Below are 25820 nucleotides of genomic sequence, written 5' to 3' on the forward strand. Positions count from 1 at the left end.
AATTACAACCAGACAATTGGATGCATGCACAGAGAAATGGCCTGATAATTCCCTGCGCACGGTTTCCTACACGGAAGTTTCGGCCTGCCCACATTTTGCTGTTGTGCCACGTTACGCCGGTCAATAACGCAGCCACAGACCCAATTCAACCCATCGTTGAACTGACTTTTATTCGCAGGTGCCAGCCCGGCTGGCGCGATTAGATGACAGGGTTAGCTTTGCCTCACGGATTTACTGTCCAAGCACAGCACCACACAGTGCGGGTGACAATAATGGCATAGGGGAACTACCATGGCTGCAACACTCACGGTCACCGTGCAACCCAAAACGGCGATCACAGATCCGGATTCAATTTCGCAAACCCTGTTTGCAAGGTTAAAGTACCTCAGGGAAGTCCCTTCGGAAGACGTCGCCGATGGCGCGCCCTCCACCAGCAATATTGAAGGCTCCCTGCGGGAAGAACTTGACGCAGAAGGCAAAACATCTCTGACGGCAGAGGATTACTCAGCCGGGTCTGCGGGCCGCCTGCAGATTGAATCCGCCCAGGGTGCGGTATTGTGGACTTCCGATGAATTTACTTTGGGTGATGCCGAAGAACCAATCGCTGTCAGCGTGCCAAACGCCGTTTACGGTGCTGCGCAGAAACGTACGCCCTCAGCATCCCCGACGCTTCTGCGGGCTGGGCGATTTGTCAGACTCGATGATACCCTGCCCGACTTTTCAGGCTACAGGCTGTTTGTGGCAGCCATTCGCCCGGCAGAAATTGATGGCAACACCAACCCACAGACCGCCGCCGTGCGCAAAGTGCTCGGGCTCAACGGCAATGGCGAAGTAACCTCCTTTGAAGTAACCACGGTTAATCCCAAAAAACTGGATCCGGAGGCCGTCAATGCCCTTGCTTTTCAAAACGCTACTATTCGGCTCGACGGTGCGTTCGACATATCCATTGACGTCAAAGGTGATGAAATTGCCTGGCTTTGGCTGTTGCTGGGGAGGCAAAATTACACCGGCTACCAGCTGGACCCGGTTCCGGTTGAGCGGCGCCCGGCTTCCATCATCATGCTGCCTTTTGAAGCAACCAGCGCTGCAGGCGACGCATCAACGCCGGTTACCCCGGAAACGGACAGCGATACCGAAGCAGACCACTCCTGCTGCAAACACAGTTCTATTCCCATGGAATACGACGAACAGCAACTGGTTGACCATCCGGGAATGTTTTCTGACGACCCTGGCAAGTTTTGCAGCCCGTTTGAAAATCCTCAGCGCATATTGGGTGAGAAACGTTTTTTTACCGTCTTACGCATCGACCAGCCGGAAATTGGCGGCCAGGGTTCGCTCAAGATTTCCCGCCCCATACTGCTGGATTTGGCCCCGCCTATCAAAATGACCGCCGTCGCCAGTGCCTTTGAAGCCGCCCGTGAGGAAAATGGCGGAATTCCCCTGAATGCTCTCACCACCATTAACACCACCCGGTTGACTACCGCGACCGCTGCACAACCCCGGCTGGACTTCCGCAGACTTATAGACACTGCCATCTTTAAACCCTCCCGAATTCCCTGGACCGACTGGGTACGCAAGCGCTCCAAAGCGCGTATGCCAGTTTCCGCCAGTAATCCCATTGAGTGGGACGGAGACCCGACCATTTATCAGGCCGCCACCGTTGCCGGTGGGCACATACTCGAATGGCGGGTGCAATGGCGCTCCAACGGCTATTCCCTGGGCAATGTTGCCCACACCCTGACCCTGGCACCGCGGCAAACCAAACGCATCTCAAAAATTTCTTGGCAACGGCGCGAGCAGGCTGTCCGCCGCGAGCGAACTGAAGCCACAGATGCGCTGACCCAGGTCACCACCCGAGCCAGGGACTACACCGATGCGGTACAGTCGAGCCTCTCGGAGTGGAGCAAAGGCGGCTCAAAATCCCGCAGTACCGGGGTGGCCGGAGGTATTGGCTTTGCCATGGGGCCGGTCGTTATTGGCGGCGGAGCGGCCCACGGGCGGGCGTCTTCGTCAAGCTGGCAAAGCGGGGGGCGCCGGGTTGCGGCCGCCGAGCAACAGCAGCTGCGCGATGCAATCCGCCAGTATGGTGAATCCCTGCGCAGCCTGGAAAGCACAGTGATCACCGAGCTGTCGCAGCAGGAAGAAGTGGAAGGCGTGTCGGAAACTTTGCGCAATGTGAATCACTGTCATGCCCTGACCGTACTCTATTATGAAATTCTTCGTCACCTGCGGGTTGATACTGCGTTTGGCGGAGTGCGGGAGTGCCTGTATGTGCCTTTTTCCGTCACGCCCTTTGATCTGGATAAAGCACTCAAGTGGCGGGACAAACTGTTCCAGGGCATGCTCGACCGCTCATTGCGCTGGGCGCTGGATCGCCTCGATGAAGTAGCCTCGGCTTGGGCCGATTCCGATATTCCCCCCGGTCGTCGCAGTCAGCATCCCATCAACCACCTCACCGGCTCGGTGTACATTCAGCTTTCAATAGAGCGAATTCGGGAACAGACAGAACAGGAAGCTCTGGAAGATTACGAGCAGCTCTGGCGACCATTTTCGCCACTTTTGGGTTTTCCTGTGCGCCGGATCATTGAAACCATTCGCCAGGCCGAGCGGGAGCGCGATGCCTATTTCCAGCGCGAGGTTGCACCGACCATGGCATCCCGCTGGACTGACCGCCTTGAACTGGTGATTGGCGGCAGTGTTGTTTCGGACGCTGACTTCACCCTTGCCAGCAGCTATCGGTTTGGTCAGGTCGTTCGGGTGGATTTCACCGCCGCCCTGGATGGGTCACTAAACCGTGAACAATTACAGGAAATTACCGTCCGATCATCACAGGCCCTGCCCCGTGGTTCAGTGGCCAACGTCAAACGGGTCGCGCTGCACTATTACACTGCCCACTTCGACCGACAAGTCCAGTCGGATTCCGGCACCAGAGATTTAGTCAGTGTAGCCACCGGGTTGCCAGACGCCGGAGCCGTTGCGCACTTTCGACTGTCTGCCTGGGAACGGGAAAATCTGCGCGAAATGATTGAACGCGGAGTAGAAAAACTGATCCTGCACCTGAATGCCAATCTGGTCTATTACCACAAAGTCATCTGGTGGCTGATGGACCGGGACGAACTCTACATGATGCTGGACGGGTTTACCGCTCCTTACGGGCGGCGTTTTGAAGATGGTTCCTGGGTTGAGGACCCCGGTCGCAGCCTGGCCTCGGTGGTAGAACGGGACCCGGTTGCGATACTTGGCAATTCACTGGTATTCCGGGTGGCCGCGGGCGCATTTCTGGGCATTGACGGCCACGAGAGCCCCGATGCGGCCCATCGCTATTACTACGACAGCCAGGTACGAACTGAGCCGTTGCGAGTCAGCCTGCCCACCGAAGGCTTGTACGCCCAGGCGTTGATGGACAAATGCGAGGCCACCGAAGAGCACAATGGCAGTACCGACTGGGTATTGACGGACCAGGATCCGGAACTGGAAGCCATCGCAGACCAGCTCAGCAGCCGCCGTGCAGCGCCGGAAAACCTGACTCCCACCAACCTGCCGGATACCATCATCTCGCTGCAAAATGCCCCTGCCGCCCCCGACCCGTCCGGCCTTGCCGGCGTACTGGGTGCGGTTACCAAAGGTGACGCATTCCGCGATATGGCAGGCCTTGCAGGTACTCAGGCCAATGCCGCAGCGGCGCTCCAGACTGCCGCAAACATGGCCACCAGCTTCGGCCAGAAAGCGGTCGATTTCCAAAAGTCCAAATTCGGTACCGATTCTGCGAAGAAAAAACTCGATAATATTAAGAAAGCTGAGAGCAGTGGCCTGATTGACAAAGCGGATGCGAAAAAACAAGCCGCCAAAGTACTCGACGAACAGAACATGACGCCGGACAGCATACCGTTGACCGAGCAGAGTACCATTCAAAAGGCCATGCAGAATGCCGCTTCCACGGGGCAAAGCATTGAGGCGACACGGCAGTCAAAAGAGGGAACTGAATCGGTAAAAATTGCCGCAGAAGGGCCGCTTCTGGCATCGCTTCCAGGGGCGAACAACCTCAAACGGATCTGTGGATTTTTTGGCCCAGCCGCCGTTGCCAGTGAAACTGAAGTGCGGGACAAAACAGTTGCGGAATCCAATTCCGAACACAGTGCCTGGGCAAGTAATACCGCTGGCCGGCTGGAGGAAGACAACAACGACCAGTTTGGCCGCCTGGTGGCATACAGTTTGTGCAGGTTCGCAGCCTTACCGCCCGATGCCCTCAAAGCGCTGTATGCCAACGCCACCGACCCAGCAACCGTGTACGGCAATTTAACCTCGGCAACGGCAACCACCGCTCAACTCAATACCGCCATTGCCAATGCGCGGGCAACACTGCTCACCGGCGTTCCCACCACCCACACCCCCGCCAACCTGAGCGCGATCATCGACAATGCACTCAGAGAAGCCTGGGACTACAGTGTTAACACCACCGCCTGGAGTGCGGCCTTTATCAGTTATTGCGTGAGAAACGCCGCGATTGAGCTTGGCATCGAAGCTATGTCGGGCAGCACCCATGTAGGCAGTGATGAACTGCTTATCCCCACCGGGCGGCACGCAACCTATGTATTGGGCGCTTACCGCCGCCGCTTTGGCCCTGGTCAGGCTACCGGAACCTATCAGGCGTTTGAAATCAGTGAACGGGAACCCAAAATTGGTGACATTATCGTGCAGGATCGTCATGGCAGCGTAGTGAGTTTCAACAATATTCCCACAACACTGGCCGGTGGGCGAAAACTTCACGCCGACATCATCGTGGAAGCAGACCCTGGAAACGACTACGTGATAGCCATCGGCGGCAATGTGGATCAGTCAGTACGAAAACGCCGCTACCCCCTGGACGCTACCCGCCACCTGGTTGTCGAGCGCACCCAGCTGTATACGCAGGAGGAAGATAATGGAAATTTACCCCCTGTCCCTGCAGCCAACCCGGCTCTCACCGGGCTGGATACCCAAAGTACCGGGCGCATTTTTGCGTTATTGAGCCCGGTGGAATCCTGCGCGGTTATCCCGGGCCAGGCGCATAACGGTGGCATTATTACCTGATGGGGTTGTGCGGTGCAGATTGCGTAAATCTGTACCGCCGCCCTAAGGCTGAAACCCACAGCCCCGCAGCGAAAGCAAGCGAGGCCGTATCCCGCAAGTGTCGGTTACAACGTTTTTAGATACTCCATCAGTGCCGCTTTATCAGCAGCCATCAGTTGTGTACCAAACTCATGGCCCTGATTACTGTTTCCCTTCACCCGGGTGTCCAGCAGGGTGCCGTATCTTTGAGCCTTGCTGCCCTGGCTGACAAAACCTATGTTTTGCTGATCATACACATCGTAACCACGATAGAAGCTCACAGGCCTTTGGTCTGCCGGTAACAGCAGGTCGCGGATGGTAGGCACAGAGCCGTTGTGCAGATAGGGGCCGCGCAGCCACAGACCGTCCAGAAACTGCGCCACATATCCCGGTAGCTCCTCTTCCACCAGGCCCGCCCGCTCGATTCCCGCGTCACTAACAATCCTATTGGCGTCGATGGCATTTTGTCGGTTCCATGTGTAGCGCCTCGCCGGGCTTGTTCCTACCATCGCCAAAGGCATGGGCTTGCCAGTCTGCTCGCTGGCATGACAACCTGCACACTGCTGATCGAATATGGTTTTGCCCTCTTCCGCCAGGGCACCATCAATTGCAAATGGCCATTTGGGAGGCGGTAAAGTTCGAAGATAATCCTGTAACCATGCCACTTCCTCAAGAAATTCCCTCTTGTCATGTGGTTCTGCCCCCATGATGCCGAGTGCAGAGTCAATAACCACGGAATGCACATCGTGAGTGGCACCGTCCCAGTTAAGACTGAGTAACTCCGGATCATATTTCTGTAAATTCCAGATGGAGGGAATGTCGGCCGGACCATAGGAATCGTCCATCGGCGTATTGAGCATAAAATACTTGGTCAGGTTCATGGGGTCATCACGGCCCCTCCCCCAATCCGGAAAGTCTTCACGGAACATCCAGGCGAACTGTTCTTCCCGTTCGAGCAAACGTTTTTTGGTAATGGGAATGATGGCAAACCGATAGAGCAACTTATCAATAAACGGCAAGTCGTGGATCATGCCAATCTGCTCAAGGATATTGTCGGCGTTGAAGCGGGGGTCTTTGGCACTTCTGATCAGAAAGGTAAACATACCTTCAATGTCTACGGTGTGGCCGGCACCGGCAATCACGTAAACCGGTGAAGTCTCCTCAGACACCCGGTACTGGGTGGTATGGCACATCGCACAGTTATTTCCCACCCGGTCAAAACCAATGGTTTTGCGGGTAAAGCCAATTGGCAGTACCTGCCCTTCTTCCCACGGTAACCCGAGCGACGTGTAACCACCGTTGCCCGGTAGATACTCAGGGAACATCTGGGGCAGCACCATATAAATCCAGAACGGAATGCCGGCGTCGTATTCCGAACCAATTGAACCATACTTGAAGCGCATTTGCGGGTCGGAGCGGATCCAGTCAGGCTGGGGAACGTCGCGAAATACCTTGTACCAGCCAACATAGGCAACCAGTGCCCCCACCAACAGCAGGGCAATCAGAAAGACTTTCAGCCACGGTGTTTTTTTGTTGCCATCTCGGCTGCTTACGGACTGTGTCATACCATCCCCCACCCGGTGTCAGAAGGTTTTTAAATACTCAACAATGGCATCCTTCTGTTGAGCGCTTAACTCGGTTCCGTAGCGGGCTCCCTCATGGCCCTGATTGCCGTTGCCGTCAACGCTGACGTCAAAACCAAACAGGGGGCGACCGTATGCCGTGGGCTGGTTGCTGACAAAACCCAGCTTATCCCGATCGTAGATATCGTTCCCCCGATAGAAAAAGGCCGGGCGCCCGGACGCGGGTTCCAGCAAATCCCGTAGAGTGGGTACCGAACCATTATGCAAAAAGGGCGAGCGCAGCCATATGCCGTCCAACGGCATGTTGGCGTAGCCCTGGGTTTTATGAAAACGCTTGAACCGATACTGCTCGTCAGTGGCATACAGTGTTGCCTGGTTTCGTGCCAGTTCAGCGGTGTACGAGTCGAGCCGCCAGCGGTCGGTACCAATGTGTTCTATGGGCTCCACATGCCCGACCCGACTGCCACTGAAATCACTGCCACTCTGGCCATGGCAGCCGGCACAGTAATCAAGATAGAGAGCCTTACCCTGCGCCGCCAGCTCGCGGTTGATGGCATAGGGGTAAGGGGGCGCAGGCAGTGTAAGCAGCCAGTCTTCAATGCGGGCCAGTGCGCCATGATCAATATTGGTGGGCGTCGCCCCTGCACCAAAAGCCGCGGAAAGATTGCGTTCTTCTACCGCATCGTTGTTACCGTCCCAGTGCAGTTCCATGGCCATGCCGTCATCGCGTACCTTGCGTTTACCCTGGTTCCAGACAGAGGGGAAATCCGCTGTACCTATCATTTCCCCCGCTGCCGTTTTAGACCAGTCCCAGTTAAAGATGGCCTTGGCTGCATTGAAGGTATCCACCCTTCCGGGCCCCCATTCGGGTTGGTGTTTGAAAAAACCTAACCGGGTTTCCAGCAACGACAGACGCTCCCGGGTCATCCATATTGCAATGGGGTATACCAGGTAACGATCTATCAAATCCAATTCTGCCCCCATCGAATCGACCAGAGGGATCAGATTACTGCTGTTGAAATCGTGCCTGGACATACAGCTGAAAAAGGTTTTTTCAAACTCCATCAGCCTGAATCGATTGGCTGGCATGCCAAGAATTAATCTTGGTTCGCCCTGCTCTGAATCCCGTACGGTACTGGAATGGCAAACCGCACAGTTCATAAAGACCCGATCAATGCCCAGATGACGGCGCATGGATACCCCGACGGGTAAATCCCGCCCGGGCTCGTAAACCATGCCTATGGACTCCAGACCAATATCATCCGGACCACGATTCGGCAAAAGATCCGGGCACAGTTCCGGAACCGCTTTCCACAGCCAGTACGGTATTCCAAGATTGCGCTCACCACCCAGCGAACCGTATTTGAAATGTTGTTCGATGTTGTCGTATTCCACCGGCCTGTCGGTCAGAAAACGCGTACCCAGATACAGGCCGAGAGCGACGATTAAGCCGACAAAGGCCAGTAACACCACTTTCCACCAGTTTATTTTGAGACCCGCCAGCATCGTATATCACCGATTGGGATGGCTGTTGAGGGCAAAATCGAGAATGCGGGTCTTTCCCCACCATACTTTGCCCAGATAGATGCCTGGCTCCACTTCGCGAATTTCGTCGCGGATAAACCGGGCCGACACCGAGGTGGTGCTGTAATCAATCACTATGGTTTCTTTGCCGTCCATCCAGCTTTCGCCCCGATAGACTTTGGCGACAATCAGGCCCAGCCCGATGGGCAACACCTTGTTGATCAGAATTCCGCGCTCGTAATCGGGAGGAAAAATGTCAAAAACCTTCCCCTGCCACGCCAGTAATCTGGCTATGCTGGCAACAAACCTGGCACACGAAGACCCGGCGACTATCGCCGTTCCGCGAGTATCGCCGCGAGGCAGGCTACCAGCCTCAGAATGCATATAAATCTCATCCAGCTCTTCCCTGCTCAGTTGCAACCAGTGCTCAATGGTGGAATTCACGTTTATCGACTCCTTTTTGCGGGCAGCGGGTTAACGCCACAACTAAGGGTTTGGCTGCCTGGATTGCATTCTGAACGCGGACAGTTCCTGATAAATCTGCTTTCGTACGTAATTCATGCGTCCCAGAGGCTTATGCTCAGTGAGGCTCTGCCAGGGGTTAAATTCGGATTGTTCACAGATATCCAGTGCTTCGGTGGAAATAAACGGCTGATGCCCGAAAGTTAGCCTAGCAACCGGCACAAACGGCGACTCGTCTTCATCCCACTCTGCCGAGGCGTCCTCGATGGGCATGTCCCGGTTATTGGTTTGGCTTTGCAGCATGAAATCGAAACACACTGCAGCATTTTCCAGATGCGTCTGCATCGCGGCGCGCAGGTAGTTATTGGTATAGTCATTCGGCTTTTCACTGCGATAGTCCGAACAGGGTTTAACCGAATATTTCACCGCCTGATTGGGCCCAAGCTGATAAGGAGTGGTGCTCCAGTAACGGATATCGAACGGGCTGGCAGGGCGCCCTCTTGCGTTTAACAAAATCAGCAGGGAATCCCAGTGAGCCGGGTTGAGAAAATACCACAGCATATCGTCGTCCAGCTGAGCCTGAATAAATTCCTGAAACTCTTCCGGCGTTGCCGCGAACAGTACCGGATGACTGTTGAGAACAAAATCCTGATACCCCGGCTGCCCCCATGCCACGTCTCCTGACACACCAGATAACCGGATAGACATCCCGCGCAGGTCTTTGTCCTCATCGTCCTGGGTACTGGCATTGGCAAAGCGCACCCAGGCAGGGTAGTTGGCGGGGTGTGAAAAAATGCCGAATCGAAGCTTCGCCGGTACATTTTCATTCACACTGAAACGGGCATCAAAACAGCCCAGTGACTTGGCCTGATTAAAACGTCTCAGCGTTCCTGTGGGGTAGCGGTTTTGAACAACCTGTTTAATGAGGCTACTCATCTGTGCAGCCAGGGCGTCTTCCTGACCATTAAACTGCTCACCCGCGAATTGCTGCCCGAGTGCTCCTGTGGCGCAAAGCAATGTGCTGAGCAACACGGTTGGCAGGGAAAGCCTTCGAATTGCATTTAACCGTGTCATGGCCTAAACGCCGGATCGAGCTCGGCACCTTTGCGAGGTGTCCATTCAAGAGAGTAATACTCACCGCGATCCCGGGCCCAGGGATCAAACACATTCACAACCGGCATCAGTTCTTCCCTGAGTTCAGGCACATTACGCATCAACAGGCGCTTTAGCGGTGAAACCGCGATAGTATGCCCATTGGACTGCCGGGGTTCATTGCACTGTTGGATGCCATCATTGCTGGTTTCAAGTTCATAGGGGCATTCACTTAACGGCCCGTTGTTCATCACCCAGTCGTACCCCAATGAGGAATAAAACTCGGGGCGATAACTCGAGGTAAAGAAGCGGTCGCTGAACAGACGCCGGGAGGCATTGATGATAAAAATGTGAAACTGGGTTTCTGATATGGCAAACCCGTGCGGGCGGGTATATTCCGCCAGCCAGCCCACTGCGAGATCAACATCTTCAATGTTGTCCACCACCGAGCCATCTGGTGCTCCATGGCAGTCGTTTATGGGTGAACCATCGTCGTTCAGCTGAACGTCACTGATGACTTTGGAAGCGTCACAGGTATGGGTGCCATAAATACTGCGGATATCGTTAACAACCTGCTCCTGGGCCATTCTGGCCGGGCTGCCCGGGTCAAGACGACGGTCAACAAAATCGTCAAAGCTGGTCAGGGTTTTAAGGCCAATCTGGCGACGGAATTCGTTAAAACGGGGCACTCCTCGTTCGCGGTCACGGATAATATCCAGCGCCACCACATCAATTTTTTGGGATGGGGTATCCAGGTGAGGCATGGGCAGATTTTGCAGAAAACGTGGATGGTTTTGCAGATGCAACACGCCCAGCCGCTGGCGCCCCATGGCCAGCGCCCAGTTCTCCAGCCCGTAACGACGCATTTGGGCGGTAGCGCCAGCGCGTACCGTATCCAGGACCGCAACCTTGTCACCGATTTCATTGGCCGAATGATAATCCCGCATTTCAATCAAATCCGGAACCAGCGGATGCAGGCGGTATACCGAGGTAAATTCTTCCGGAAAATTGAAGGGAGATCCAAAATGGTTTACCCCGCCGTTAACGTGTTCAGGATTAGTGATGTCCCAGGCATCCTTCTCCCACCAAAGCATGCCTTCCGGGCGGGTATTCTGAAGACCAAATATGCCCGCTCCGGAGGCAAACACCGAATACCAGGAATTGGCGGTTTCGGCTTTGTCGGAACCGCCGAACAGCCCAGCCAGCCAGTCAGAGGCACGGCTGAAAAAGTTTTCATCATTCTGGGTAATTTTGCGAATTGCAGCAGACACACGGCTGCCTTCTTCCAGGTTGAACAAACCGAACCAGTTGGAGTTCATGGCCCGGTACATAGGGTCGTTGTAAAGCAGTTGTGTGGTCCATTCGATGGTGTGAATTTTGGCAATCATGGCAGAGACCACCAAGCGTGCAGCCTGATAGAGCTCCTCATCCGTAACCTGCTGATAGGTAATAACCTTCTCTGGCGCAGAAGGGTTACGCAAGCCCGAGTCAGCGTCGGGGCTGGAGCCCTGCAAGGCACGAAACTGATCAACAAAATAATTGTGTTCCCGCACAAACAGGTTGTGGTAAAAGCTCAAACCTATGTTCCAGTTATCCGGAAATGCAGCAGCTTCCTGCCCCTGCCATTGCGGCTGCACCGGGCAGTCGCCCAATGTGCTTTCACTGCAGGAAGCCAGTAGCGGCAGGTAACCGGATGGCATTGCCAGCTTTGCATTATCCTCCGGGTCGCGCAGCACCCGCTGCAGTGAGATATCGTCGTAGCCGTAAATCTGCGAAGCATCCCACCAGGCGGTAACGGTGTTTTGGGTGGTTTTAAAGGCTCTGTTTAAATACTGTTTGTTATTGTGTTGAAAGCGTCCGGGTTCGGAAGTCTGGTCGAACAAAGAGGGCTCGATTTGGTCTTCAGGGCGGCAACCCAGAGCCTGGGCTTCTTCGCTCTTGCACCCCACATCGGTATAACCGCGGGCATTGCGCCCTTCCTGTAAATGAGAAAACCAGTCGTGGGTCATGAACTGGATCCAGAACGCCGCCAGCACATTAAAAAATGGCGCCTTCAGATAGTCGCATTCCGCACTGGAGGAAGGGTCCGAAGCCCCCATGCCGTCGTTGCAACCATTGTCTGCGGATTGTCTTCGGGTAAACAGCTTGCGCGAAATTAACTGTGGATCCGGTGTCAACAGGTCAATGCGCATGCCGTGTTCGGCATCACTGTGCCGGTTGCGGGCGACTTCCGTTTTTCCGAGACGGGGAAACGTTGATTCAAAATCAACATTGCGGGCAAAATCAGTGCCGGTAGAACCCATTTTGGGATTGATTAAGTCGTTACAAATGCCAGTCAAAGTCCGGTAACGAATCAGCTCGCCGCCACACAGCTGGATACCAGCTCCTCCCACCTGATCATAATACGGGCTGGTAGCATCGAGTCGCATGGCATCCCACTGTTTTATTGTTGAACCGTCTTTGCCACTGCGCCCCTTGATGAACTCCTCGTAGGTGTAATTATCGAACAAATTAAATTTAATCAGTTCCACCCTCTGGTATTCCAGATCCATCAGCGAACCGTCAATGCCGCGCCCGTTGGGTTTGAGGTGTTCACCTAATATGGTAATGGCTTCCTCTCCCTCCTTGAGGGAAGCGCTGTCGCCGGAGGCCCAGTAATTTGACCAGTCCACCCACGGCGTATAACGAAAAGCCGTGGCCTTCTCCCCGCCCCGGCACAATGCCGTGTCGCTGGCGACTTTTCCCAGGAATCGGGTTTGGCGGTTGTCGTCGATGGGTCTGAAACCGGCCTTGACCATATCGATGCAGGCCATGTTTTCAGATTTTTGTTCTTCGGCAAAGGAGTGGCAGACACACAAGGAAGTGACAAAAAATAGAACGAAGAGATGTTTTGCAGTCATACCCCTACCCTTCATTTAATTGGTGTTGGCGGTTTGACAGCGCAGATGCAGTACTGTAACAGCGAGTAGTTATCCTTACTGACAGTAATGAAGATAGTCTATTTATCTGTCATATAAAAATATCTGTGCCGGGAACCGCCTTGGTGTGAGCTTCCTCACTGACTTAAACGCTACCTGCCGACTATGACCAAAACGTGGCAGTAAAAGCAACATCGCTCGCTTCAGCGCTTTAATTTCGCCCACTTCAAACCAAACTTTTGCAGGTACTTCTGCAGACGCGTTGAGTCATTTATTTGAGCCTTTTTGGTTCTGCTGACGTTAAACAACGTTCTGCCAGCTGATGCCATACTGCTGTGCTGCCCACACACCTGCAAAACAAAGTTAAGCTGATGAGCATCAAAGTGATCCAACTGTTCAATTTCTCTCGCTGAAAAGTAATGATTTAACTCTGTCACACAAGTCGATTGACCGGATGATTGCCAGGCTTGCTTGAGCCGTTCAATCTCATCCTTTACATCATCAACTGAAATCCTAGAAGAGTCAGCGAGGGTACATAATCTGGTAATCGCTGAGCTCAAATCCCGAAAATTGCCAGACCAAATGGCAGTTGCTGATGTCGCGAATTGCTCAAAGGTGTCGCGCGCCTCTTTGTTGAACTGAATTCGCTGACCTGTTTTTTGTTCATACAGACTGACTTCATAATCAATGTTCGCCGGTATGTCTTCCCGCCTGTCTTTTAAAGCAGGAAGCTGATAAGTCCACAAATTTATCCTTGCCAGCAGATCTTCCCGAAATCGGCCACTTTCGACTTCCGATTTAAGATCTTTATTAGTGCCCGCAATTAATTGAAAGTCACTGCTGACGGTTTGGTCGCTTCCTACCGGATGAAAGGTTTTATTCTCTATGGCGTGAAGTAACATGGCTTGTTCTTCTAGTCCTAGCTCACCAATCTCATCCAGGAATAACATGCCTTTGTTAGCAGTCATCAGGTAACCACTGCGTTCTTTCTGCGCGCCAGTAAATGCCCCTTTGGTATGGCCAAACAGCGCCGCCATGGCATTTTCACCTTTCAACGTGGCGCAGTTTACCGAGACGAAATCACCTTTTAGCATGGCCCGTTTCTTCTTTAGTTGAAACACACGAGTCGCTAGTTGACTCTTACCAGCTCCCGTTGGACCAGTCAGCAACATGGGATCGCTAGAGCGAATAGCAACCTTTTCAATTTGGGTAATTAAACGGTTAAAAGCTGTGTTCTTGGTTTGAATACCGCCTTTAAGAAATTCTTTACCTTCCAAATGTTCCCGATCAAAACGTGTGGCAAGTTGGTCATACTTGGACAAGTCCAGATCAATGATCTGAGTTTTACCTATGGCTTTATTTTTGTTGCTTCTATCCGGCGAGGTTTGTATTAATCGTCCCGGGAAATGGCCGCTTTCTGTCAGCAAGAAACTGCATATCTGAACGACGTGCGTACCCGTTGTAATATGGAAAAGGTAGTCATTGCGATCGGTGTCGAAGACTTGTTGGTGACACCAGTCGTAAAGCTTTGAATATACTTCTTCGAAATCCCACGGATCGTTAAAATTCACATTGTGCAAAACCACGTTGGTTTCCGGCGAGACACTTTCAATATCAACCGCAACGTTATTCGCTAATCGGGTACTGTGGTTGTCATGCAGCATGTGCAATTGACTAACTATTAAATCATCCTGACTACATAAGCTGACATTAGGCCGCCATTTGGCCCAGCGATCCACTCGCTTTCCAACATAATCCAGTTGTGTGCCAATCAGGCTTACCACCACGGTACGCTTCATCAAAATATATCCATATAGATAACTAAATATCCATTTAATTATTATTTTTTCTTCAAGTCAAATTGTAAAAACACATTCAATCCAATAGAAAATACAAAAATAACCCATTAAAAACATAAACTTATAAAAAACACAAAGGATAAAACCAAGGTTGGCACATCGATTGATATACAGAAAGTGTCTGATTAAACGGTTGTGATTCAAAACATCACACTGGTGCGCTGAACTTTGTGACTGCGTATGCCTAATCAAACAACCTATTAAGTAGCTCAGTTGGAAGAGCAGCGAATTGATATTCGCCGGTCATGGGTTCGATTCCCATCTTAATACTATTTAAGTAGCTCAAGCGGATAGAGCAACGGCGTAAAACCCGTTGGCGAAGGTTCGAATCCTTCCTTAAATACAGGTAGCTCAAATTGGTAGAGCATCGAACATTTACTTCGATTGTTGTGGGTTCAAGTCCCACCCTAAAAACACATTGTAAAAGTACGTTAGTAAGTCGTTTTTGCCAATGACTGATGAGCGCTAAAGAGAAACGACTAGCAGCAAGTCGGATGCTCCCTGCTATTCAACGCTCCGGTGCCCTTGTCAGTGAAGCAATAAACCCTTGCTAACACCACTTAGCGACAAGACGTTGCAAAAGTGGATGGAATGATAAAAGGAAATTAATGATGTTGAAAAATAACCTAATGAGAAAAACAGTGACAGTCGCTGAAAATCAAAGAATGTTGTTGTTTAAAAATCAACAGCTGACTGACATCCTGCAGCCAGGAAAGCACAAAATGTGGGATCTCAAAAATGAACTCGAATTTATAACCTTTGACATCAATGAACTGTACTTTTCTGAAAAAAATGCCGACAGACTTTATCGAAATAGTGAAACCTTGCGTAACCATATTTCACACTGGAAATTGTCGAGCAACCAAGTCGGATTGCTATACGTAGATGATTTGCTACAAGGTATTGTTGCCCCAAGTGAACATATCTACCTCTGGAAAGATGCCGGCGAATTAAGGTTGGAAACGCTCTCGATAGACGACAACCTGGCCGTCGACGAAAAACTGCTTTTCCTGATTAACCGAGCGGGAGCCAATAGTGCTTCAAGGTTGATTAGAAGTAGCCGTACTGTTGCAGTTAAGCCAATTGCTGATTTAGCGGTAGCAAAAGAACATGTTGGTCTGTTGTATGTGAATGGAAAATTCGTTCGCAGACTGGAGCCCGGTCAGCACGCCTTCTGGCAGTTCAATCACACGATTGAGGTAAAGGCATTTGATTGCAGAACACAGATGCTGGAGATTTCCGGACAGGAAATCCTGAGTAAGGACAGAGTGAGTCTCAGAATAAACCTGAGTGCAAGCATCAAAGTGCAGGACCCAGAGCTTGCCGCCCGCAGCGTTGATAAGGTGGATGACTATGTCTACAAAACCCTGCAGCTCGCGCTAAGAGAGGCCGTAGGCACTAAATCGCTAGACGATATCCTGCTGGATAAGTTGTACGTTAACGAAACGGTGAAAGAGTTAGTGTCGGGGCAACTTAACGACATAGGCATATCGCTGATAAATGTAGGCGTGAAGGACATCATTTTGCCTGGCGAAATGAAGGCCATCCTGAATCAGGTGGTTGAAGCGCAAAAAGCCGCAGAAGCCAATGTGATTAAACGGCGGGAAGAAACTTCGGCTACCAGAAGTTTGCACAACACCGCCAAGGTGATGGAAAACAACCCTACCCTGATGCGCCTGAAAGAGCTCGAAGCGCTTGAAAAAGTGTCGGACAAAATAGGCAACCTAACGGTATATGGTGGCCTCGAGGGTCTGATGAATGGCGTGGTGAAAATAGCATAAAAACCGCGTAGTTAAAAATTAGGAAGCGGGAAGGACTGCGACGAAAAAGGTGTCGCAGTCCGCCATTGAAATCTCGCAGAGATAAAACGAGCAAAACAAAAAGAAGTTAAGGAGTAAATAATGTGTAGCAACTACAACGTTATTGAAAGCGAAGGACGGGCAACCATTAAGGCGTGGACCAAGGGTGTCCCTTTCGAAGACAAGGCTCAGGAACAGTTAAATAACATCGCTAGTATGTCGCTGGTCCACTCTCATATTGCCGTTATGCCTGACGTACATATGGGCAAAGGGGCAACCATAGGCAGTGTTATCCCCTCTGTTGATGCGGTCATCCCTGCGGCAGTGGGTGTAGATATTGGATGCGGTATGGTGGCCACAAAAACCACCTTATCCGCCAGCCAGCTTCCAGATAACCTGTCAGGTATTAGAAGTGCTTTTGAAGCTGCTATCCCGCACGGAAGAAGCGCAAGGGCCAGGGGGGCACGGGATAAAGGTGCCTGGCATAACATTCCGGATGTAGTCGCCGTAGAGTGGAAGAAACTTGAAGCCCGGTTTGAACGCATTTGTGAAAAGCACCCGGCAATCAGAAAGAGTAACCACGTAAACCATTTAGGTACGATGGGAACAGGCAACCACTTTCTTGAGCTGTGTTTAGATGAAAACAACGCAGTATGGATCATGCTGCATTCAGGCAGTCGCGGCGTGGGTAATCGTATTGGTACCTATTTTATAGAGCTGGCTAAAAAGGAAATGGAACGTCATCAGATAAATCTGCCTGATAGAGATTTGGCATACCTGGAAGAAGGCAGTGAGTATTTTGATGACTATGTTGAAGCGGTGGAATGGGCACAAGACTATGCCGCGAAAAACCGTGAGATCATGATGATTAATGCCATTGCCGCATTGAGAAAACAGATCCCCACGGCATTTTCAACGGCAGAACTCGCTGTGAACTGCCACCATAACTACATTTCCCGAGAACGGCATTTTGGTAAAGACTGCTTTGTGACACGTAAAGGGGCTGTGCGGGCAGAGAAAGGTGAAATGGGGATCATTCCAGGCAGCATGGGGGCGCGTTCCTTCATCGTAAGAGGCCTGGGAAACCCTGAAAGTTTCAATAGCTGTAGCCATGGCGCCGGGCGAGTCATGTCACGGACGCAGGCGAAAAAGATCTACAACATAAAAGATCAGATTGAAGCGACTCAGGGCGTGGAATGCCGTAAGGATGAGTCAGTGATTGATGAGATCCCACATGCTTATAAGGATATTGATAAAGTCATGGAAGCCCAGAAAGACCTGGTTGAAGTGGTTTATACCTTAAAGCAAGTGGTGTGTGTAAAGGGGTAAACAATGACGTACTTACACATTGATGGTGCGCAAGGTGAAGGCGGCGGACAGGTGTTAAGGACAGCCTTAACCTTGTCCATCCTCACTAAGCAACCTATTGAAATAGTAAACATACGTGCCAAACGCAAAAAGCCAGGGTTATTGCGTCAACACATCACCTCAGTGCTGGCCGCGCAAGCGATATGCGGCGCGACCACAGAGGGTGTGGAGCTAGGTGCTGGGCGAATACGGTTTACACCCGGTGAGGTTGTACCGGGTGATTACCATTTCTCGATAGGAACGGCGGGTAGCACTGTACTGGTCTGCCAGACCATTTTACCAGTACTGGCATTGGCCAATGCCAGTTCAAGTGTGACCTTTGAAGGCGGCACACATAATGGCATGTCACCATCACTGTGCTTTCTGGAGCAATCCTATTTGCCGCTGTTACAGAAGATGGGAATAGGATGTCAGGTTGAAAGGTCAGCTCTGGGGTTTTATCCCGCCGGTGGCGGCAAGTGGAAAATCCATATCACACCGGCCAAAGCGTTAAGTCGGATTGAGCTTACAGAAGCTGCCGACAACATTGCCGCAGCACCAGAAAACTGCCGGCTACATGCTTTGGTCAGTCAGTTACCGCCTTCGATTGGCGAACGAGAAATAGAAACAGCAAGAGCCATATTGAACTGGAACGCTTCAAAAGGAGCAGTCACAGAGGTAGATTCACTCGGGCCAGGTAATAGCTTTCAGTTGAAAATTGAAAGTAAAACGCACACAAGCCTATTTGAAGTGGTCGGCGAACTGGGAGTTTCCGCAGAGCGGGTCGCCAAACGATGTGCTGGCCGCGTGAGAAAGTTTATTCATTCGCAAGCGGCAGTGGAGGAGCAACTGGCAGACCAATTACTCATTCCAATGGTGTTGGCTGGCGGCGGGACTTTCACCACCTCAAAACCGACACTGCACACAACCACCAACATCGAGATTATCCGACTATTTGTGGATATTAATATTGTAGAGAAACAAGTGAATGACGTGTGTTGGAAAATTACCCTCGGTGAATAATTTAACGGAGCAGTACAACATGGAAAACAAACACGCACCGGACGCGATAGAGCCGGAAATAAGAGCAGAAATAATGAGGCGTATAACCGCAGCAGAGCAGGAACACAATGTAAAAATACTTTACGCCGTTGAATCAGGCAGTCGCGCCTGGGGATTTGCCAGCCCCAACAGTGACTACGATGTGCGATTTATCTATGCGCATCCTAAAGACTGGTATTTAACTGTGAATGTGGAAGATAAGCGCGACGTCATCGAATACCCGATAGTAGATGAAATCGATATCAATGGTTGGGATATCAAAAAGGCCCTTAAGCTGTTTTGGAAATCCAACCCGGCTTTTATCGAATGGCTTCAGTCCCCTATCGTGTATGTTGATGATGGGCACTTTGCTGCACAAGCCCGAGAAATGATGCCGCGTGTAGCATCATCATATAAAGGCATATACCACTACCTGCATATGGCCAAAGGCAACTATCGTGAGTACTTAAAAAAGGACGTCGTACCGCTAAAAAAGTACTTTTATGTGTTACGACCATTGCTCGCCATCATATGGTTAGAGCGTTATGATAAACCGGCCCCCATAGAGTTTGACGTATTACGTAAATTGGTTGCGGATAACACATTGTTGGATAGTGCAATAACTGACCTTTTGGCGCGTAAGAAAGTGAGCCTTGAAAAGGAATACGCAAGTGCAGTGCCTGTGATAAACGATTTCATCGAATCAGAACTGAAACGCCACGAATCTTATGCCGCTAACACTACTGAGCGGGATGCTAACTTTGATGAACTGAACATCTTGTTTCAGTCGGTATTAGAAAGTAACCCACTCAGAGTGTAGGCTGACATCAACAGACCAAAATCAGATCCGCATTTAAAGAAAAAAACATTTACAGTATTTACAACACAGAAATACTGTATATATTTACACGTACTGTATAGGTATCGAGTATTTATATGTTAGTCCATTTGTCCATAAAGAATTTTGCTGTGGTCAAACAACTGGCCATTGCGTTTGAACAGGGTATGACCGCAATCACTGGTGAAACCGGTGCCGGAAAGTCTATTGCCATTGATGCACTGAGCCTCTGCCTGGGTGAACGGGCTGACGCCAATTCGGTGCGTGGTGAAGCAAACAAAGCCGAGATCATCGCCCACTTCAATCTTGAAGCCATTCCGGCCGCACGCAGGTTCCTGGATGAAATGGAGCTGACTTCCGAGGACGACGAAAACAGCTGTTTCATCCGCCGCATAATCTCTAAAGAAGGCCGTTCAAAAGCGTTTATTAATGGTACACCTGTATCACTGCAGCAGCTGAAATCGTTTGGCCAGTATCTGTTGGCAATTCATGGCCAGAACACGCATCTGCAATTACTCAAGGAAGACCACCAACGCAACCTGATTGACGGCTACGCGAAACATTCAGACCTGATGGCCCAGGTTTCAGATAGCTTTAGGGACTGGCGTAACAAACAACAGGAACTGCAGTTTTTGCAGGAAGCCGCGCAGCAGCGAGCAGACAGACAACAGTTGCTGGCCTATCAGGTTGAGGAGCTGGACGATTTCGCTCTGGCGGATGGTGAGTTTTCTGAACTGGAAACTGAATTTCGCCGCTTGAGCAATGGCCAGTCATTGCTGGAACAGGCCCAGACCAGCTTTTATCACCTATACGAAAGCGATGAAGGAAATGCCCTTTCCGTTATCCAGAACAGCATAGAGCGGCTAAGTGAACTGGAAGCCCACGACGCAACACTCAGCCCAATTGTAGCGATGCTGAACGAGGCGTCCATACAGGTTGAGGAAGCAGCCCACGAATTACGCAGCTATTGCGACCATCTTGAAATTGATCCGCTTCGGTTACAGCAGGTGGAAAACCGATTCAGTAAGGCCATGGAACTCGCTCGCAAACACTCTGTCACACCAGAACAACTGTATTCCCATCACCAGCAGCTGGTAACTGAATACCAGGGGCTGAATGAACAGGAAGGCAGGTTGGAAAATCTGATGTCGGAAGTTGATATAGCCAAACAGGCGTATCAACTGGCCGCACGGCAGTTGTCTGATTCCCGTACGCAAGTAGCGGAAAAACTGGCGAAAGCGATTGAAGAACAAATTCGTCAAATGAACCTGCCTCACGCCCAAATGCGCATACAGATCACATTTAACGAAAACAAAGCACCGTCTGCCAAAGGTCAGGACGATATTCAGTTTTTGGTTTCGACCAATCCCGGCCAGGCCCAGGACAAACTCGACAAAGTGGTCTCGGGCGGTGAATTATCGAGAATCGGCCTTGCGGTGCAGGTTATTGCAAATGATCAATACGCAACCCCTACTATGATTTTTGACGAAATCGACACCGGTATCAGTGGCCCCACAGCTTCAATTGTGGGTGGCTTGCTTCGCAGGCTGGGCAAGCGCACTCAGGTCATGTGTGTCACGCACCTACCTCAGGTTGCCGCTCAAGCGCATCATCAGTTGTTCGTAACCAAACTTACTGACGGCAACAGCACCGAAACGCACATGCTGGCTTTAACCGAACAGGATCGCGTAGATGAACTGGCGAGACTGCTGGCAGGCGATAAAATTACTGACTCCGCACTCGCGAATGCAAGAGAGATGCTGAAAAGCTGCGAATCGAACTAATAAGCGGTTGATTGGTCCTAGTTGACTAAGGTAGCATGCCATCGCGCATACAAAATTAATGTCAAAAGCTTTCCCATGTTTTTGGCAACCAACAAGCATTTACTGGAATCAATCACCCATGAAGTTGTATCAACTGTGTCTGCTGTGCGGACTGACCTTAACCACTGCCGCCTGCTCAAACTGGATTTATCGAATAGATGTGCCACAGGGTAACTTTCTGGACCAGCAGGCAGTAGATAAACTGCGAATTGGTATGACCAAAGAACAGGTTATTTATGTATTGGGTCACCCGGTTGTGAATGACGCATTTGACAAGGATACCTGGTACTACGTCTATGACATGAAACGCGGTATGAAAAACCGCGGTGAAGATTTTCAGAAACAGATGATCATCACTTTCGAAAACGAAAGGCTTGCAAAAATTGACGGCGACTTTGAACTTTCAGAAGACTTTAATACGCCACTTGATCAGTAAGGCCGTTCTCGAGCCGAATACACTGAAATAGCTAATAATTGGTTTGGATCGCCACCCCTTGGCGAACCAAACCACCCCAAACGTACATATCGACTCAATCAACCAAATTACACCCTATAAATCAACAGCTTATACTTTTGGCATAATCACTGCTGAAATCCCCACACAAACTCAACTCACTTAATAAAGCTTTCAAGGAAATCAGAATGAAAAAAGCAGTTCCATTCATGTTTGCAGCCAGTGTATTAACCATGTCGTTATCGGGTTGTGTGATCCACGTCGGAGGTGGTTACGAAGACAGAGAAGGAGCTGAGCTCAGCAGTGTTTTTGGGGGGATAGACGTAGACAGTGGAAACAGGGTTGGCAGCATCTCTACGGTCAACGGTGGTATTGAACTGGAAAATAATGTTACTGCAGAGATTCTCGACAGCGTAAACGGCGGGATAGAGATGGGTGAGAATGTCTTGATAGAAAGGGCCAGTGTAGTCAACGGCGATATCGAAGCCGGAAGAAATCTGGTCGTGGAAGGCTCACTGGTTACCGTGAACGGCGACATCCGCCTGGATGACAATGCACGCATTAACGGCAATATCGAAACTGTGAACGGAAACATTCAGGTTTTAAATGGAGAAATTCTCGACGACATTGTCACCTCAAACGGGGATATTCGAATAGAAGGTTCTTCCACCATTCATGGGGATATCGTTTTTCAGCGCTCCTCAAATGACAAATGGAATTGGGGCGAATCCACCCCCTCAGTTCTGTTTGTGGGACGAGACGTGAACTTACTGGGTAACATCATCATTCAACGGCCAGTTGAGCTTGAACTGGAAAACCCGGAAATGGGCTCAAAAGTGATCCACCGTTATTCACATCAATAGGCTACAGGTCGATTCAATTTGACTTTGTGAAATGCATCGGCCAGCCGAATTCCGGCTGGCCTTGCTGTGTCCGAAAGTATTAACTGGCCTCAGCCAGTTGCTTTAAAAGCAGGTGTGCCTCTTCCTTGTTTTCTTCACTGCCTTTCAGCATAACTTCTTCGAGCAGCTCCCGGGCAGCGGCAATATCATCCATTTCAATATAAACCCGGGCCAGATCCAGGTTAGCGCTTTGCCCCGCATCCTTATCAATATCAATCATATCGTCGTCATCATGCACGCCGGTGAAATCAGACAAACTGACATCCAAATCTAATGGCGTCTCCTCAAAGCCTTCGCCTTCCCCATCCAGACTGTCGTCAATCAAAGTCTCCACATCCACATAGTGCTCGTCAGACTCCGAGGTTGCTTCGGTACCTGAAACTTCATCCTCTTCACGGAGTAACGCTTCGAGATCCAAATCAGGATTGTCCAGCTTTAGTGCACTCTGCTGTTCTGAGGCAACATCTTCTGAATCTATGGCGTGCAGAAGATCATCAAATTCCGAATGCTCCAATTCATCCAAAATGGCAGAATCATCACCGGATTTCGCGTCATTCAGCCAATCACCAAGCCCCGGCACATCTTCGAGCTCGTTAATATCGTCATCGGATGCCTGGGAATAAGGCTGACGTTCAACACCATCAACTTCCTGTTCCAGCGAAAATGCCTCAATTTCCTGGCCGGTTTCATCGGCACCGGCTTCCAGCTCATCAAACGACTGGTTGAGCAGGTCATCATCGAATCCACTCTGAGCGATCTCTTCGGAGTTCTCTGCGGTAAAAGATGGGATCTCCTCCATCATCTGCTCGTCAAACGCTTTTAAAGCGTCTTCCAACGGATCGGCAGGCGATTCATCGTCCGGCTCAGGGAGTACTGGCTCGTTGATGTTCTGTTCATCAGTTGCCAACTCGCTGACTGCCTCGTCCTCTTCGGAGGACGGCGTCAAATCTGTATCACCCTCGAGTTCTGCTAACAACTCATCCGAAAGTGCGTCAAGTTTGTCGGTTCCCGCCTGTTCTTCTGCGCTCAACTCTGCAAGCAGTTCATCCGAGAGTACTTCGCTGTCGGTAAGAGGTTCGGAATGTCCATCAAGCCCAATGTCCAACTCCGTTGTATCTACCACATCTGGTGCTTGCTGCTCGTCTTCTTGCGGAATATCAGCCTGAAGTTCAGCAATCAATTCATCAGAAAGCGGATCACTGAAATCTTCGGCGTTTGACATATCCTCGATATCAATTTCATCCAGTTCTTCAGCAACAGCGTCCAAGTCCTGTATCGCCTGTGGAGAGGGTGATGATTTCGAGGTGATTGGGGGCTCGTCTTCCGGATCATCATCCGGCATCATGCCACCCATCATTTCCAGTTGCTCAATTTCACCAAGAATGTTGTCAGTCAGCCTGTCGAGTTCCTGCCCTTGCTGATGAATCTCCCGATCAAGACGTTCCAGCATCTCTTCGTTAACGCTGTCATCATCCATTCCCAAGGTATCAGCAAGGGTTGGCTGCTCCTGCTCCGCGAGTAATTCGTCAATGGTGATCTCTGGCTTGTCATCCTCATGAGCCACATTTTTCATCGGCTCATTCTGAACAGCATCACGAGCAGGTTCATCGTCGCCCGGAACAGAGGATTGTAATTCTTCGTCCGTTTGCAGACCGACAGATGCAAATTCGTCGTCCTGATCAACACTCAGGTTTGATAACTCAGGTTCTTGCTGTGTCTCCAGAGCGTCAGCTCCGGAGTCTGGAGAATCAACTTCATCCAGTTCAAATTCATCATCCGAGGCAAGATCAAAACCATTAAATTCGTCTTCATCTTCGGATGCCAGAGACTCGGACGCAATGTCCTGCTCGAACAGGTTATCAAGCTCATCCTGACCGAGTTCCCCAGAACCTGATTCAAATTCGTCGTCCAGATCCGAAAGCTCGTCTTCGGGGACCAGCATGTCGTCATCAAGATCGGCAAAATTCTCCAGTTCGTCGTCGAGCGCTTCTTCGAGTTCCGTTGACAACACGTCGTCGAGCAGGTCGTTGTCGTTAAATAACTCATCGTCTGAGAAGTCATCTTCTTCAGTCAGCCCCGCCCCGACAGACGTGGCCAAATCTTCAACCTTTGGGCGAGTGGGTGCCTCAGGCTCCTGCGAAGACGCCGCTCCAGAGGGCTGAGTTGCGTTGGATGCGGGTTTTCGTTTTAGCAACCAGGCGGCCAAGCCACCAATCACCAGCAACGTGATAACCCCCGAACCAATTATCAGGCTGATCGGCTGGGTAAGGACGGAAACCAGCGAACGTTGCTGCTCAGACTGGCGCTGCGCCTGCTCCTGTTTAATCATATCGAGCAACTGATGTTGCAGCATCAGCTGTTCGTCCATTTGAGACTGTACATCGCCCTCAACCTGCTGCTTCAGGTTCATAAGGTCGGTGTTGACCTGCTCTACCCTCTCATACAGTTTGCGATTTTCAGACAGCAGTATTTCAACATTATCCAGCGACGCGGCAAATTGTTGCCGCAGCTCATCGAATTTCTCGGCCTGCTGGGAGTCCAGGCGGGTAATTTGCTGCTCAATGGCAGTTTTGGTATTGGACAGGTCTTCCTGATTGACCAGTGGCACCGGGGGCTTGATGTTATTCAGGCTGTCGCCAGGTATTCCTTGCATGCGCGCGAATGCGGCATCATCCTGATCGGCCCTCATCCGCGCTTTTTGGGCATCTATGCGCGCAATATAGCGCTCGGAAGGCAGTTTTAGTGTGGCACCATCCACCAGCAAATTTAAATTACTTTGTTCAAATGAGTCTGGGTTGAGCTCATAAATGGCGACCATAACCTGATAAACGGTCAGACTCTTATTCTGACGATAACGGTTGGCAATTCGCCATAAGGTATCCGAGGAATCAATGGGGCCATAAACCGAGCCGGAATACTGGCTGGTCGCATTTTTGGGACCTTTGAGCTGCGTCACTCGTTCCTGGGCAAAAACATCTGATAACGGCGCTGAGCTGATCAGCAACAACAAAAGCAAGCCCGTCAAATGCAATTTCATAGCGTTCCTATAAGCCCTCAAGCGTTTATTCGCCGAATAAACCCTGGCAATAA

Annotated in this window: 15 protein-coding genes and 2 tRNA genes; 10 read left to right on the forward strand and 7 right to left on the reverse strand. The window is 50.9% G+C overall.

Translation table 11 applies throughout. From position 1 onward, the window contains the following. Positions 1-291 precede the first annotated feature (291 nt). Positions 292-5070: a DUF2272 domain-containing protein gene (locus DXV75_RS12950; RefSeq protein ID WP_115593845.1), complete on the forward strand. Its 4779-nt coding sequence runs from the start codon at positions 292-294 to the stop codon at positions 5068-5070. A gap of 104 nt (positions 5071-5174) precedes the next feature. Here the strand turns inward: DXV75_RS12950 and DXV75_RS12955 are convergent, their stop codons facing one another. The 6 genes from DXV75_RS12955 to rtcR form a co-directional block, all read right to left on the reverse strand. After that, the gene (locus tag DXV75_RS12955) at positions 5175-6653 is read right to left on the reverse strand and encodes a c-type cytochrome (protein WP_115593846.1); all 1479 of its coding nucleotides are present in this window, start codon (positions 6651-6653) and stop codon (positions 5175-5177) included. A gap of 18 nt (positions 6654-6671) precedes the next feature. Beyond that, positions 6672-8177: a c-type cytochrome gene (locus DXV75_RS12960; RefSeq protein ID WP_115593847.1), complete on the reverse strand. Its 1506-nt coding sequence runs from the start codon at positions 8175-8177 to the stop codon at positions 6672-6674. Between the two features lie 6 nt (positions 8178-8183). Next, positions 8184-8639: a hypothetical protein gene (locus DXV75_RS12965; RefSeq protein ID WP_115593848.1), complete on the reverse strand. Its 456-nt coding sequence runs from the start codon at positions 8637-8639 to the stop codon at positions 8184-8186. A 42-nt stretch (positions 8640-8681) separates the two neighbouring features. Beyond that, positions 8682-9731, reverse strand: coding sequence for a catalase (locus DXV75_RS12970; RefSeq protein ID WP_115593849.1), 1050 nt, complete (start codon positions 9729-9731; stop codon positions 8682-8684). Beyond that, positions 9728-12649, reverse strand: coding sequence for a peroxidase family protein (locus DXV75_RS12975; RefSeq protein ID WP_220272528.1), 2922 nt, complete (start codon positions 12647-12649; stop codon positions 9728-9730). Before DXV75_RS12975 ends, DXV75_RS12970 begins: the two co-directional genes overlap by 4 nt. Positions 12650-12870: 221 nt before the next feature. After that, positions 12871-14466 carry an RNA repair transcriptional activator RtcR gene (gene rtcR / locus DXV75_RS12980; protein ID WP_115593851.1) on the reverse strand — a complete coding sequence of 532 codons (1596 nt, stop codon included), beginning with the start codon at positions 14464-14466 and terminating at the stop codon, positions 12871-12873. A gap of 258 nt (positions 14467-14724) precedes the next feature. Between rtcR and DXV75_RS12985 the strand changes: the two genes are divergently transcribed. From DXV75_RS12985 to DXV75_RS13030, 9 genes are all read left to right on the forward strand, one after another. Further along, a tRNA-OTHER gene (locus DXV75_RS12985) sits at positions 14725-14796 on the forward strand. Between the two features lies 1 nt (position 14797). Continuing rightward, positions 14798-14869: transfer RNA gene (locus tag DXV75_RS12990), tRNA-OTHER, on the forward strand. A 298-nt stretch (positions 14870-15167) separates the two neighbouring features. Then, positions 15168-16307: a slipin family protein gene (locus DXV75_RS13000; protein WP_245953214.1), complete on the forward strand. Its 1140-nt coding sequence runs from the start codon at positions 15168-15170 to the stop codon at positions 16305-16307. A 120-nt stretch (positions 16308-16427) separates the two neighbouring features. Then, positions 16428-17654, forward strand: coding sequence for an RtcB family protein (locus DXV75_RS13005; RefSeq protein ID WP_115593853.1), 1227 nt, complete (start codon positions 16428-16430; stop codon positions 17652-17654). A gap of 3 nt (positions 17655-17657) precedes the next feature. Next, positions 17658-18695 carry an RNA 3'-terminal phosphate cyclase gene (rtcA, locus tag DXV75_RS13010; protein WP_115593854.1) on the forward strand — a complete coding sequence of 346 codons (1038 nt, stop codon included), beginning with the start codon at positions 17658-17660 and terminating at the stop codon, positions 18693-18695. A 19-nt stretch (positions 18696-18714) separates the two neighbouring features. Beyond that, on the forward strand, positions 18715-19533 hold the full coding sequence (locus DXV75_RS13015; RefSeq protein WP_220272529.1) for a nucleotidyltransferase domain-containing protein: 819 nt from the start codon (positions 18715-18717) through the stop codon (positions 19531-19533). 116 nt (positions 19534-19649) lie between these two features. Continuing rightward, the gene (recN, locus tag DXV75_RS13020) at positions 19650-21335 is read left to right on the forward strand and encodes a DNA repair protein RecN (RefSeq protein WP_115593855.1); all 1686 of its coding nucleotides are present in this window, start codon (positions 19650-19652) and stop codon (positions 21333-21335) included. A gap of 118 nt (positions 21336-21453) precedes the next feature. Further along, positions 21454-21810 (forward strand): outer membrane protein assembly factor BamE, encoded by a 357-nt coding sequence (locus DXV75_RS13025; protein ID WP_115593856.1) that lies wholly within the window; start codon positions 21454-21456, stop codon positions 21808-21810. A gap of 206 nt (positions 21811-22016) precedes the next feature. Beyond that, positions 22017-22691, forward strand: coding sequence for a DUF4097 family beta strand repeat-containing protein (locus DXV75_RS13030; protein ID WP_115593857.1), 675 nt, complete (start codon positions 22017-22019; stop codon positions 22689-22691). 79 nt (positions 22692-22770) lie between these two features. Here the strand turns inward: DXV75_RS13030 and DXV75_RS13035 are convergent, their stop codons facing one another. Beyond that, on the reverse strand, positions 22771-25767 hold the full coding sequence (locus DXV75_RS13035) for a FimV/HubP family polar landmark protein (RefSeq protein WP_115593858.1): 2997 nt from the start codon (positions 25765-25767) through the stop codon (positions 22771-22773). Positions 25768-25820: the final 53 nt, after the last annotated feature.

The sequence above is a fragment of the Alteromonas aestuariivivens genome (genome assembly GCF_003367475.1).
Lineage (GTDB): Bacteria > Pseudomonadota > Gammaproteobacteria > Enterobacterales > Alteromonadaceae > Alteromonas > Alteromonas aestuariivivens.